Here is a 13088-nt window from a genome sequence, read left to right as displayed (position 1 = left end):
TCAAGCTGCGCTTATGTGCCAAATCCGCAAGCGCCCGCCAAGGGCCGAGATGCAGGCAGTTTTGCGGGACCGGCGCGCCCGTATCTGCTCGCAGCCTTTCATGCGATTCCCGGGTGTGATAAAGGCCGCCGATACTGTCTCCCCAAGCCTCAGATCCGTGAAAATGACCGCACCCGTCGTTACCCGCTTCGCTCCGTCGCCGACCGGCTTTCTTCATATCGGAGGCGCCCGAACCGCGCTGTTCAACTGGCTCTATGCGCGCAAGCACGGCGGCAAGATGCTGCTGCGGATCGAGGACACCGATCGCGCGCGCTCCACCACGGCTGCGATCGAGGCTATTCTCGACGGACTCAAATGGCTGGGTATCGCGTGGGACGACGATGTCGTGTACCAGTTTTCCCGTGCCGCACGGCATCGCGATATCGCCGAGCAACTGCTCGCCGCGGGCAAGGCCTACCGATGCTATGCGACGCCGGAGGAACTGACCGAGATGCGGGAGAAGGCGCGCGCCGAGGGTCGCGCCAAGCTTTACGACGGCCGCTGGCGTGACCGCGATCCATCGGAAGCTCCGCCAAAGATCAAGCCGACCATTCGCCTGAAGGCGCCTTTGACCGGCGAAACCGTGATCGAAGACCAGGTTCAAGGACGTGTCGCCTGGCAGAACGAGAACCTCGACGATCTCGTGCTGCTGCGGGGCGACGGCACTCCGACCTACATGCTCGCGGTCGTGGTCGACGATCACGACATGGGAGTGACGCACGTCATTCGCGGCGACGATCACCTTATCAACGCTGCCCGCCAGAAGCAGATCTACGACACGCTTGGATGGGCTCTCCCGGTGATGGCCCATATTCCCCTCATCCACGGTCCTGACGGATCGAAGCTCTCCAAGCGTCATGGTGCGCTGGGCGTGGATGCCTATCGCGCCATGGGCTACCTGCCGGCGGCGCTGCGCAACTACCTGGTCAGACTCGGCTGGAGCCATGGCGATCAGGAGATTTTCTCCACGCAGGAGATGATCGACGCGTTCGACCTCTCCGCGATCGGGCGTTCTGCGGCGCGTTTCGATTTTGCCAAACTTGAAAATCTCAACGGCCACTATATTCGCAATTGCGACGATCGCGTTCTCGTCACCCTGTTCGAAGAAACGCTCGATTACGTTCCCCAGGGAGCCGACATCAAACCGAAACTCAACGATGTCACGCGCGATCAATTGCTGCGCGCGATGCCCGGCCTCAAGGAACGAGCCAAAACTCTCATCGAACTGATCGACAGCGCCGGCTTTATCTTCGCTGACCGTCCGTTGACGCTGGACGCAAAAGCCGTGGCGCTGCTGACACCGGAGACCCGCACGCTGATCGGCAAGCTTCGCGCCACACTGGAGGCGGTGACGTCGTGGAGCGCGGAAACCACCGAAGCCGCGATGCGGCGTTTTGCCGAACAGAACAACCTCAAGCTGGGCGCCATCGCGCAACCGCTTCGCATAGCCTTGACAGGACGAACGACATCTCCCGGCATCTTCGACGTGCTGGCTGTGCTCGGAAGGGAGACCTGCCTGGCTCGGCTCGGCGATCAAAGCTCTCCGTAATGCCGAATCATCCGCTGTTTCCGCGATCTTGCGGTGCACAGTGCAATACGATACCCATTGCGCGGCGCTTTTGGAATGACCGACTAGTCTCACTGTCTCGTCGAGAGAACTAGGCGGCCCGCAACGATCTCATCGGGGGGGCTTCGCGATGAACGCAACAAGCACAAAAACCGCAACTCTGAAGGTCGATGACAAGACCTACGAGCTTCCCGTTCTGAGCGGCACGATTGGACCTGATGTCATCGACATTGCCAAGCTTTACGCGCAGGCAGGTCTGTTCACTTACGATCCGGGATTTACGTCCACCGCCAGTTGCCAATCCAAGATCACCTATATCGATGGCGATGCAGGCGTCCTTGAATACCGCGGCTATCCGATCGAGCAACTCGCTGAAAAAGGCGATTTCCTCGAGACCTGCTATCTTCTGCTTTACGGCGAATTGCCGACCGCGGCGCAGAAGAAGGATTTCAGCAGGCGCGTCACCCACCATACCATGGTGCACGAGCAGATGGCGCGCTTCTTCCAGAGCTTCCGCCGCGACGCTCACCCGATGGCGGTGATGGTAGCCGCGGTCGGTGCGCTCGCCGCGTTCTATCACGACTCGACAGACATCAACGATCCGCAACAGCGCGTGATCGCATCGATGCGCATGATCGCGAAGATTCCGACACTCGCTGCGATGGCCTACAAGTACAATATCGGCCAGCCGTTCATGTATCCGAAAAACTCGCTGAGTTTTGCCGGGAACTTCCTCTACATGTGCTTCGCCGTGCCTTGCGAGGACTACACGATCAATCCCGTTCTGGCGGATGCACTCGACAAGATCTTCATCTTGCATGCCGACCATGAGCAGAACGCCTCGACATCGACGGTGCGTATCGCGGGTTCGTCAGGCGCAAATCCGTTCGCGTGTATCGCCGCCGGCATCGCCTGCCTGTGGGGACCAGCGCACGGCGGCGCCAACGAAGCGGCACTCGCCATGCTGGCCGACATCGGAACTGTGGACAAGATTCCCGATTTCATCAAACGGGTGAAAGACAAGAACAGCGACGTGCGCCTGATGGGCTTTGGCCATCGCGTCTACAAGAATTACGATCCGCGCGCGAAGATCATGCAGAAGATGTGCCACGCGGTTCTCAACGAGACCGGTCACGGCGACGATCCTTTGCTCAAGGTGGCCATCGAGCTCGAGAAGATCGCTCTGAACGACCAGTATTTCATCGATCGCAAGCTCTATCCGAACGTCGATTTCTATTCCGGCATCACGCTGAAGGCGATGGGTTTCCCGACGTCGATGTTCACGGTTTTGTTCGCCGTCGCACGAACCGTCGGCTGGATCAGCCAGTGGAGTGAAATGATCGAGGACCCGCACCAGAAAATCGGGCGCCCACGCCAGCTCTATACCGGCGCCACGCGCCGCGATTACATCGACATGGCCGATCGCAAGTAGCGAGCGGCAGGAACGAGTTATGCGAAACAGCGATGAGGTCTGAATCCGGCTTTTCGCCTGCGGCGCGCAAGACTATTGCAACAAGAGGGGCCGGTTATGTCCCAGAGACCGACGCCAGATATCTTGTTTCGCAACCTCCGGCTGGGTGACGGCACCCCGTCTGCGATCGCTGTTTTCGATGGCCGCATCACGGCAATCGGCGCTGGCGCGGAGGCGTCGCCGGCAACGAACGTGATCGATCTCGGGGGTGCGCTGGCACTGCCCGGTTTCGTGGAAGGTCACATTCATCTCGATACCAGTTTTTATGGAGATGCCTGGCAGCCGCACGTACCCTGCACGGCCGGTTTCGACGTGCGCGAGCGCGTGGCTATTCAGCATCGCAACATGGCCGTCGCTGCGCCGATGGAGCAGCGTGCGCGCAACCAGCTCGAATTGTGCATCACCAACGGCTCCGCTGAAATGCGCAGCCATGTCATGGTCGACGCCAGCGTCGGCCTGAAATCGCTCGATACGATCGCAGCCGTGCGAGAGCAATATCGCGATTTCATCAATATCCAGCTCGTCGCCTTCCCGCAGAGCGGAATTCTAACCTGTCCGGGAACGATGGAACTGCTCGACGCGGCGTTCGATCACGGCGCGGACGTGATCGGCGGTCTCGATCCCGCGTCGTTCGACCGTGATGTGAAGGGCCATCTCGACGTCGTATTCAGGATCGCCGAAAAGCGCGGCGTACCCGTCGATTTTCATCTTCATGAACCCGACATGATGGGCGTTTTCTCGATCGAGGAAATCGCTGCGCGCACCCGCGCTCTCGGCATGCAGGGCAAGGTCGCGATCAGCCATGCCTACAGTCTCGGCGATATTCCCGCCGACACCGTCCGACGCGCCGCCGACATTCTCGCCGAAGCCGGCGTCGCGATCATGACCAACGCACCCGGCGCCCGCGCCTTCCCGCCGGTGCTGGCGCTGCGCGAGGCCGGTGTTACGGTGTTCTCCGGCAGCGACAACATCCGGGATAGCTGGTGGCCCTATGGGGACGGCGACATGCTCGGGCGCGCCACGATGATCGGATACCGTTCCGGTTTGCTCACCGACGATGAGCTGGAAGCAGCGTTCGACATCGTAACGGCCAACGGCGCCAGGGCGCTAGGCGTTACAGATTACGGCCTTGAAATCGGCGCACCCGCCAATTTCGTGGTCGTGAAGGCCGCACACATTCCTGAAGCAGTGGTCGCGGTGCCGAAACCACGGACGGTATACCGCAATGGCAAATGCATCGTACGTGACGGCATATTGCAGCGAGGACCATTGAACCCATAGCGTTTTCGAGCAAAGTGGAATCCGGTTCGCATGAAAACGCGTCGATCGGGAAGCTAGAATCTTTCACCGTTTCCGTGGAAAAGTGACGGACTCTACCGCCGTAGCATCGCCAGCGCCACGTCAGCGGCTCGCGAACTCGGCGGTTGACTATCTGTCGCCATGATCGCATCGAGCCTGGCGAAAGCATCGAGCTGACGATGCCGCAGTGGTGTCTCACCCAAAACCTCACGCAACCCCGCGGCAAGCCTCTCCGGCACGCAATCCTTCTGAAGAAATTCGGAGATGACGTTTTCACCGATCACGAGATTTGCAAGAATGACCGAGGAGACGCGGATCACGCGCTGCGCGATCCAGGCCTCCACCGCGCCTGCCTTGTAGGCGGCGATCATCGGGACGCCGGCAAGCGCCAGTTCCAGCGTGACCGTGCCTGATTTGGCAAGCGCGGCGCGAGCGATGCGGAAAGCGGCGCGCTTGTCATCCTCGCCGACCACGATTTGAGACTGAAGCGGCCAGCCCGCGACGGCTTTTGTTATCTCATCAACGAGATGCGGCATCGTCGGCAAAATCACATCGACGTCGGGAATGCTCTGCTGCAAAATCCGGAGAGTCTCTCCGAAGACGGACATGTGATGGCGGATTTCGCTGCGCCGGCTTCCGGGCAATACAAGAAGCACCGGAGGCGCCGCATCGCGTCGCTCGCGTTCCTGAGCGCCCGGCCGCAGCAGTCCGACCTGTTCGATCAGCGGATGCCCGACATAGGTGCATGGCGGACCTCCGAGCCTGCGATATTCATCGGGCTCGAACGGCAGCAGCGCCAGCACGTGATCGACGTAACTGCGCATCGCCCGCGCGCGGCCCGGCCGCCACGCCCATACCGAAGGCGAGACGTAGTCCACGATCGGCAAGACCGCATTGCGCGCACGCACGCGACGCGCGACGCGATGGGTGAAGTCGGGACTGTCGATGATCACGAGCATGTCGGGCGCGGCTGCGATCACGGCATCGGCGGTTTCGCGAATGCGGCGCAGGATCATGGGAAGCTGTTTGAGCACTGCAGCGAATCCCATGATCGAGAGTTCTTCAATCGGAAACAGCGACGTCAGGCCCTCGCGCGTCATCGTCTGACCGCCGACGCCCTCGAACCGCACGGAGTCACCGAGCCGCTGCCGCAACGCTTTCATCAGGCTGGAGCCGAGGCGATCGCCGGATTCCTCCGTCGCGATCAGAAATATCCTTCGGGAATTATTTGCGGCTGTCTGGTCAGGCATTACGCGGACAGCCCGACAACAAACACGCCGGCCGCATCGGCCGCGCCGACCAGCGCCTGCGGTTCGGCGACGAGCGTATCGCCGGCGACGACGGCGACGCCCGCGAGTCCGGCAGCGGCCGCATTCTCGACGGTGCGCGGACCCAGCGTCGGCAAATCGTAGCGCAGATCCTGCCCTGCCTTCGGCATTTTCACCAGAACGCCGCGTGCGGTTTTGCCACGGATGCGGCCTTCCGCGCGAAGCTGGGCAATGCGAGCCAGCAGCGCGTCCGTTCCCTCGATGCCTTCGACGCCGACCACATGACCATCGATCACCACGACGGCCTGCCCGATATCAAAGGGACTCAACGCGCGCAGCACCTCCTGACCTTTCGCGATATCGGCCAGCGCCGATTGATCCGGCGTTTTTCCGGTGAGGCATCCCGCAGGCATCAGCAAATCCGGCGCGATATCCTTGATGCCGACCATTCGAAAACCGTCACGCTCGAGGATGCGACCGATCCCCGACAGCAAATGATCGTCGCCGCCGCGGAACGCCGCCAGAACATGAGCCAGCACGCGAACGGTGCCCCAGTCCATGCGTATTTCGGAAAGCGCAGGACGAACCAGCGTTCCGATGAAAACCAGATCGCGGCAGTTTTCCGCGCGCAGCAGACGTTCGGCGTTGCCGATCTGGCCGACCGCGATCCAGTGATGCCGGAACCGCGACACTTTCTCCGGATCGCAAATACCCTTCAATGCGAAGAAAACCGGTTCGATGCCTTGCGTCAAAAGTGAATCCGCAACCGCGAACGGCAGCACTCCGCCGCCGGCAATCAAGCCGATCGGCGAGGAGACATCCGGAACGCGATCAATCATGGCTCGATCAGTTTATGGCTCGTCCGACGGCTTCCGCTATGCGGACCTGGTTGCACCATCCTGCGGCAAGCATAGAGGACGGTGCTTGTCCTCGCCAATAAAGGTCAGGATTTCCGCGATCGCGGGATCGTCCGACGCTCGGGACTGAACGCCCTTGAGGCGGTCCGCAAACAGACCCGGTCCGTAGAACAGGTCCTGATAGAAGGATCTGACCCTGGCGAGACGCTCGCGAGTGAACTTGCGCCGCCTCATGCCGACGACGTTGAGACCTTCAAGGTGCCCATGCTGGCCGTTGACGAAGCCATAAGGAATGACATCGCCGCGAATGCCGGTGAGGCCGCCGATCATGGCCTGCCTGCCGATCCGCGCGAACTGGTGCACCGCCGAGAGCCCGCCGATATAGACGAAATCTCCGATCCTGCAGTGGCCGCCCAATGTCGCCGAGTTGGCGAAGATCACGTCATTGCCGATCTGGCAGTCGTGGCCGACATGACTGTAACTCATGAAGAACCCGCGCGCGCCGACGCGGGTCACGCCGACATCCTTGGGGGTGCCGACGTTCATCGTTACGCTCTCGCGGATCGTGCAGTCCTCGCCGATCTCAAGGCGCGTCGGCTCGTTGCGATAGCCGAGGTCTTGCGGCGGCCCGCCGAGCGCCGCGAACGGATAAATCGTGCAGTTCGCTCCGATGGTCGTGTGTCCCGCGATGGACACATGCGAAAGCAGACGGCAGTTCGAGCCGAGAACGACATGAGGACCGACCGCGCAGAAGGGCCCGATCTCGGTCCCCTCCCCTATCACGGCACCATCTTCAATTCGTGCGGTAGGATCGATCTTGCCCATCAGTCGGTCAGCATCGCGCCGACGTCGGCTTCGGCGACGGTGATGCCGTCCACTTTCGCGTCGCCGTGAAACCACCACATCGTTTTGCGCCGCCCAATGCTGCGCATGTGATATTCGACGATATCGCCAGGCATGACGGGCTTGCGGAACTTGCACTTGTCGATCGTCAGAAAGTAAACCGCGCGGGGTTTTTCGGTGCCCTCTACCGACGTGATGCCGATGACACCAGCCGTCTGCGCCATCCCCTCGATCATCAGCACACCCGGATAGACCGGCCGTTCCGGGAAGTGGCCCTGGAATGCAGGCTCATTGATCGTGACGTTCTTCACGCCGATACCGCTGTAGTCGGCGCGAATGTTGATGACACGGTCAATCAGCAGGAATGGATAACGATGAGGGAGGGTTTTGAGGATGGTGGCAATGTCCACCTCCTCGAACTTGATCGGCGACTCCATTACTCATGCACCTCGATCCTTCGGATCGGACGTGGCCGATCCCGCGTTCGGCGCACCATCGCGCACCAGACGTTCCACCGCAATGATCTCGCGGAACCACTGCTTGGTCGGTTTTGCGAAATAACCGCCCCAGCGGCCGTTCGGAGGAATATCGTCCTTGACCGCGCTCATGGCGGTGACCTGCGCGCCATCGCCGATGTGGAGATGGTTATTGATCCCGCATTTGGCGCCTAGCGCGACGTTATCGCCGATGGTCAGGCTGCCCGCCAGGCCGATCTGGGCCGCCAGCAGGCAGCGCCGACCGATTGTCACATTGTGGCCGATCTGGACCTGATTGTCGATTTTCGTCCCTTCCCCGATGACGGTGTCGCGCAGGCTTCCGCGATCGATGGTCGTGCCGGCGCCGATCTCGACGTCGTTCTGGATCAACACACGCCCGGTCTGCGGGACTTTGACATGCCCCTCGGAACTGAAGAAAATGAACCCGTAGCCATCCTGCCCGATGTGACAGCCGGGATGGATCAGCACATTGTTGCCGATGAGAGCGGCCTGGATTGTCGTACCGGCGCCGACGTTGCAATTCCGACCGATCCGCACACCGGGGCCGATCACCGCACCTGAACCGATCACCGAACCGGTTCCGATTTCTGCTCCGGGGCCGATCACCGCCAACGGGTCGACAACGACTGCATCTTCAAGATGCGCGGACGGGTGAATGACGGCGGAGGCGGCGATCGCCTCGTTGTCGAACCACGACTGGGGCCGCAGCGTATCGGCGTGAAATTCGCGCGCGATCTTCACGAACGCACGAAACGGCGACGCCGAGCGCAGGACAGCCACGTGGGTCGGAACGTCGGCCTCGAATCGGGAATTGACGAGACAGGCACCCGCCTTCGTTACCGCCAGTTGCGCGGCATACTTGTGATTGTCGAAGAACGTGAGATGCGCCGGCCCGGCCTGGTCAAGCGAGGCGAGGCCGGCAATCCGCTGGGCACCCCGGGAGGCGTCGATCAACTGCGCTCCCGTCGACGCCGCGATCTCCGCCAGCGTCAACGACGGCGGCGGCTTAAAGAACGCCGGTTGTGCCATTCCATCCGTCGCGGTGCGCGCCGTGATCACCTTCAGAATGTCGTGCCGCCGCCAAACCTGAACTCCTGCACCCGGTCGTACTTGCCCTTCGTGATCGGCACCGCGTAGTCGAAGCGAAGCGGGCCGAACGGAGATTGCCAGATCAGGCCGACACCTGCTGAGGTCCGGATCACGTTGGTGTCGTCATATTGCAGACCGGCGCAAGTGCCGGGATCAGTGCGCGACGTACTTGGCACGCAGCCCGGCGCGTTGAATTCATTGGTCAGCGCGTAAGAGGTCGGCCCCTTGTAATCCCAGAGCGAACCGGCATCCGCATAAACCGCGCCCTTCAACCCGACTTCCTTGGGAAGGAACCAGAACGGCATCTGCAGTTCAACCGAGGCTCCCCAGTACTTTGTGCCGCCCAAAGCGTCCATCGTGCTCAGATAATTGATATCGCGGGGGCCGATACCATTCGGCGCGAAGCCGCGAACCAGATTGGGACCCATCTGGAAATTATCCAGCATGCGAATTCCGTTCTGCCCGGCATAGTTGCCGATGTTGTTCAGAATACCGCCCTGCAGATGGACCAGACCGACGATGTCCGAAACCAGCGGCTGGTAGTACTTCGCATCGATCGCGGTCTTCAGGTATTTGACGTCGCCGCCGACGCCGGCGAAGTCCTGTCTGAAGTCGATCAGCAGACCCTCGGTCGGGTTCTTGTTGTTGTCGAGGGTATTGTAGGTCAGCGTGTAGCCGAGCATCGAGGTCAGCGTGCGACCGCGCTCCAACTCCTGGCGAATAGGCAGAGAAGCCTCGCCATCGGAGTAGCAACCAAGGCTCGAACCATCCCATGTCCCGTTGAGGTTCATAAAGGCCGGCGACGGGTTGTAATTCGGGTCGCCGATGTTGTTGTTACAATTCCGCAGAACATCCGGCAGCCCGATTTCCTGCTGGTAGATCGAATAACGCAGTTGCAGCGTCAGATCTTCACGCAGGCCGAAACCCAGCCTTGGGCTGAATCCAAGCGTCTTGACGTTATAGGAAATGTACTGGTTGGCGAGCTGCTCGCGCTGATAGAGATCGAGCCCGAGCGCGACACGATAGTCCAGCAGGTACGGCTCGACGAACGACAGCGAGTATCCTCGCGCGTACTGGCCGTACTGGACCGAGGCTTTTGCGAACAGGCCGCGGCCAAGCAGATTGCGTTCGGAGACACTGACCTCCGCGAGCGCGCCCTGGGTGGTCGAGTAGCCGCCCGAAACCGAGAAGTCGCCGGTCGACTTGTCTTCGACGTCGACATCGAGGATCACGCGATCGCTGGACGATCCAGGCTCGGTCGTGATCTTGACCGTCTTGAAGAAATCGAGGTTCTTCAGGCGGCGCTCGGCACGATCCACCAGGGATCGATTGTAGGCATCGCCTTCCGAGATATCGAACTCGCGGCGGATCACATAGTCCCGGGTCCGCGTATTGCCCCGGATGTTGATGCGCTCGATGTAGGTTCTCGGACCTTCGTCGATCGCGAATACGATCGAGACGGTATGGGCGTCGAAGTTGCGATCACCTCGGGGGCGCACCACCGCGAATGCAAATCCGCGACGCGACGCTTCGACCTGCATCTCCTCGACGGACTTCTCAAGCGCTTCGGCGTTATAGAGCGCTCCGACGTTGACCCGCGAAAAGCTGCGCAGCGAATTTCCATCGAGCGACGGAATCGACGACTCGAACGTCACCGACCCGACGCGGTATTGCTGGCCCTCGTCGATCTTGAAGGTGACGAGGAACCCGTGGCGCGCAGGGTCGTATTCGGTCAGCGCCGCAACGATCTGAACGTCGGCAAAGCCGTGCTTAAGATAATAGCGGCGCAGCAGGTCGCGATCGGCCTCGACGCGGTCGGGATCATAAACGTCGCCTCCGCCGAGAAAGCTCAGGAAGTTCGACTCGTGCGTCTTGATCACGTCCTTCAGGCGATACGACGAAAAAGCATGATTGCCGATGAATTCGATCGACTTGATACCGGTCTTGCCGCCCTCGTTAATCGTAAAGATCAGATCGACGCGGTTGTTCGGCTGCTCGACGATTTCGGGAGTGACGCGCACATCATAGCGGCCGGAATGGCGATAGATTTCGACGATTCGCTGAACGTCGGACTGGACCATCGGCCGGGAAAACGTGCCGCGCGGCTTGGACTGGATTTCCGCCGTCAGTTGATCGTCCTTGACCTTCTTGTTGCCCTCGAACGCGACCCGGTTGATGACCGGATTTTCCACGACCGAGACCACCAGCCTGCCCCCGACCCGGTTGATCCTGACATCCTGGAACAGACCGGTTTCGATCAGCGCCTTCAACCCGTCATCGATGCTCGCCTGGTCAAGACGCCCGCTGGCATCCGGCTTGAAATACGAACGGATCGTCTCCAGTTCGACCCGACGGTTTCCCTCGACCGAAATCGACGAAAGGGTCTGGGCCGCAGCGGGCGACGACACGAGCGGGACAGCCACGACAGCGGCAACCGGCACGGTCGCGACTACCAGGGCGGCGAGCAGTGTCCCCCGTAACACTCGCATTCCAACATTCATGCGCAATGCGCCCTTATCAATTCTGATGCCGACCCGTTCCCCGCGGGTGCGGCAGATTCCCATTCGCGCTGCTTGTAGCCAATTTTTCGGTAGCGGCAAACGGCCTTTCGCAGTGCAATTCCAATTTAACTCCAAGACGTTGCCCAATAGTCACGCCCGGATCGCGATGATTGTGGATCGAATCGATACAAAATCACGAACGTGATCGATTCCCATATTTGAGAAGCGGGACGCGAAACGAAAACCGCTAGGGCTTTTCCTCTTCCCCCGCTCCCGGCGCGCGACTCACGAGCCGGCCAGATGCAGTATGTCATTGTAGGTCGCGAAGACCATCAACATCAGCACCAGGCCGAGACCGATTCGGAAGCCCATTTCCTGGGCACGCTCGGACATCGGGCGGCCTCGCGCAGCTTCCACCGCATAGAACAAAAGATGCCCGCCATCCAGCAAGGGAACCGGAAACAGGTTCAGCAATCCGATGGACACGGAAAGAATGGCGGCAAGATGGATCAGCGGGCCGAGGCCAATCGTGGCGACCTGCCCGGATATCTGCGCGATGCGAAGCGGGCCGCCCACCTGATCGGCAGCCTCGCGTCCGGTGAATATTCCGCCGATATAAGCCAGCGTGCGGTCGACCACGAACCAGGTCTCCTTCACTCCCAGCCATAGCCCCTCCGCCGGGTTGACCCTTTCGGTGGTGACGTCGCCGGGCGAAGTCGCGCGCGAAATCCCGAGCACGCCGATCCGGTGTTCGTTACCGAACCGGTCCTTGATTTCCCTCAGTTCCGGAGTTCCCCGCAGATCGATGACCGCATCGCCGCGCTTCACCGTGAATGTCAGCGTCTCGCCGGCACTGGTTCCGACGATGCGCTGCATATCCGAAAAGCTGTCGATCGTGCTGCCGTTGATCGCGGTCACGATGTCGCCGAGCTTGAAGCCGGCGGCTTCGGCTGCGCTGCCGGCCAGCACTCCGTCGACGCGCGGCGTCGTGCTGGGCTTGCCCAAAAAGGTGAACAGGCCTGCGAAAATGAAGATCGCGAGGATGAAGTTGGCGATAGGGCCGGCAGCAACGATTGCGGCACGCCGGCCAACATTCTTGTGGTGGAAGCTGCCGGCGCGCTCCTCCGCGGTCATGGATGCAAGGGTCGCGCTGGACGGCGTGCTTGCTTCGGAATCATCGCCCAAAAACTTGACATAGCCCCCGAGCGGGATGGCCGAGACCTTCCAGCGCGTCCCGTGCCTGTCGTTGAAGCCCGCCAGTTCGGGGCCAAAGCCTATCGAGAACGTGAGGATTTTCACGCCGGCCCAGCGCGCAACCAGAAAGTGGCCCAGTTCGTGAAAGAAAACGACGATCGTGAGAACAAACAGGAACGGAACGACGTAGCCTATGACACCTGTGCTTAATGTATGGAAACTATTAAGAAAAAACTCTGCCATTCCGTTTCCCTCGTCCAGCGCCCGGAGGCCCTGGTCCCGAACGCCCTAGAGCCTTTCGGCTTCTGACGGAATCAGAAGCGAACCTCTAAGGTTTGATTGACGCGCTCTCTCCACACGCAGCGTTGTCCCGTACCCTGCTCGGGTCAGGCCGGAGACGCGTCGTCGTTTGATTTCTACCATCCGCATCCGGCTTTAGCGAGCATTCCCGCGAAGATTGGAC

At 60.8% G+C, this 13088-nt stretch carries 10 protein-coding genes; 3 read left to right on the top strand and 7 right to left on the bottom strand.

Annotated features, from left to right (window positions below; genetic code table 11):
- The first annotated feature begins 163 nt into the window (after positions 1-163).
- From gltX to ACS3WA_RS07645, 3 genes are all read left to right on the top strand, one after another.
- The gene (gene gltX / locus ACS3WA_RS07655) at positions 164-1588 is read left to right on the top strand and encodes a glutamate--tRNA ligase (RefSeq protein ID WP_438277920.1); all 1425 of its coding nucleotides are present in this window, start codon (positions 164-166) and stop codon (positions 1586-1588) included.
- A 148-nt stretch (positions 1589-1736) separates the two neighbouring features.
- Positions 1737-3038, top strand: a complete 1302-nt coding sequence (gltA, locus tag ACS3WA_RS07650) for a citrate synthase (RefSeq protein WP_438277919.1) — start codon at positions 1737-1739, stop codon at positions 3036-3038.
- Positions 3039-3134: 96 nt separating this feature from the next.
- Entirely contained in the window at positions 3135-4358 is a 1224-nt protein-coding gene (locus ACS3WA_RS07645; protein ID WP_438277918.1) for an amidohydrolase family protein, read from the top strand.
- A gap of 92 nt (positions 4359-4450) precedes the next feature.
- Here ACS3WA_RS07645 and lpxB read toward each other — a convergent pair whose 3' ends face one another.
- The 7 genes from lpxB to ACS3WA_RS07610 all read right to left on the bottom strand — a co-directional run bounded on the left by lpxB (position 4451) and on the right by ACS3WA_RS07610 (position 12868).
- The gene (gene lpxB, locus ACS3WA_RS07640) at positions 4451-5626 is read right to left on the bottom strand and encodes a lipid-A-disaccharide synthase (protein WP_438277917.1); all 1176 of its coding nucleotides are present in this window, start codon (positions 5624-5626) and stop codon (positions 4451-4453) included.
- Positions 5626-6483 (bottom strand): LpxI family protein, encoded by an 858-nt coding sequence (locus tag ACS3WA_RS07635; protein ID WP_438277916.1) that lies wholly within the window; start codon positions 6481-6483, stop codon positions 5626-5628. Before ACS3WA_RS07635 ends, lpxB begins: the two co-directional genes overlap by 1 nt.
- Positions 6484-6519: 36 nt before the next feature.
- Positions 6520-7326, bottom strand: coding sequence for an acyl-ACP--UDP-N-acetylglucosamine O-acyltransferase (gene lpxA / locus ACS3WA_RS07630; protein ID WP_438277915.1), 807 nt, complete (start codon positions 7324-7326; stop codon positions 6520-6522).
- Positions 7326-7781, bottom strand: a complete 456-nt coding sequence (gene fabZ / locus ACS3WA_RS07625; protein ID WP_438277914.1) for a 3-hydroxyacyl-ACP dehydratase FabZ — start codon at positions 7779-7781, stop codon at positions 7326-7328. The genes lpxA and fabZ overlap by 1 nt, the downstream gene beginning before the upstream one ends.
- 3 nt (positions 7782-7784) lie before the next feature.
- Positions 7785-8870, bottom strand: a complete 1086-nt coding sequence (lpxD, locus tag ACS3WA_RS07620; RefSeq protein WP_438277913.1) for a UDP-3-O-(3-hydroxymyristoyl)glucosamine N-acyltransferase — start codon at positions 8868-8870, stop codon at positions 7785-7787.
- A gap of 32 nt (positions 8871-8902) precedes the next feature.
- Complete coding sequence (gene bamA / locus ACS3WA_RS07615; protein ID WP_438277912.1) at positions 8903-11431, bottom strand: outer membrane protein assembly factor BamA; 2529 nt, start codon at positions 11429-11431, stop codon at positions 8903-8905.
- Between the two features lie 285 nt (positions 11432-11716).
- Positions 11717-12868, bottom strand: coding sequence for a M50 family metallopeptidase (locus ACS3WA_RS07610; protein ID WP_438277911.1), 1152 nt, complete (start codon positions 12866-12868; stop codon positions 11717-11719).
- Positions 12869-13088 lie beyond the last annotated feature (220 nt).

This window comes from Nitrobacter sp., from assembly GCF_051535235.1.
Lineage (GTDB): Bacteria > Pseudomonadota > Alphaproteobacteria > Rhizobiales > Xanthobacteraceae > Nitrobacter.
The sequence above is the reverse complement of the archived record's forward strand: the minus strand, read 5'-3'. Positions and strand labels throughout refer to the sequence as shown.

Excerpts from the sequence above, each read along its gene's own strand:
- lpxB (WP_438277917.1), bottom strand. The coding sequence starts at position 5,626 with ATGCCTGACCAGACAGCCGCAAATAATTCCCGAAGGATATTTCTGATC.
- lpxD (WP_438277913.1), bottom strand. The coding sequence starts at position 8,870 with ATGGCACAACCGGCGTTCTTTAAGCCGCCGCCGTCGTTGACGCTGGCG.
- fabZ (WP_438277914.1), bottom strand. The coding sequence starts at position 7,781 with ATGGAGTCGCCGATCAAGTTCGAGGAGGTGGACATTGCCACCATCCTC.
- lpxA (WP_438277915.1), bottom strand. The coding sequence starts at position 7,326 with ATGGGCAAGATCGATCCTACCGCACGAATTGAAGATGGTGCCGTGATA.
- gltX (WP_438277920.1), top strand. The coding sequence starts at position 164 with ATGACCGCACCCGTCGTTACCCGCTTCGCTCCGTCGCCGACCGGCTTT.
- ACS3WA_RS07635 (WP_438277916.1), bottom strand. The coding sequence starts at position 6,483 with ATGATTGATCGCGTTCCGGATGTCTCCTCGCCGATCGGCTTGATTGCC.
- gltA (WP_438277919.1), top strand. The coding sequence starts at position 1,737 with ATGAACGCAACAAGCACAAAAACCGCAACTCTGAAGGTCGATGACAAG.
- bamA (WP_438277912.1), bottom strand. The coding sequence starts at position 11,431 with ATGAATGTTGGAATGCGAGTGTTACGGGGGACACTGCTCGCCGCCCTG.
- ACS3WA_RS07610 (WP_438277911.1), bottom strand. The coding sequence starts at position 12,868 with ATGGCAGAGTTTTTTCTTAATAGTTTCCATACATTAAGCACAGGTGTC.
- ACS3WA_RS07645 (WP_438277918.1), top strand. The coding sequence starts at position 3,135 with ATGTCCCAGAGACCGACGCCAGATATCTTGTTTCGCAACCTCCGGCTG.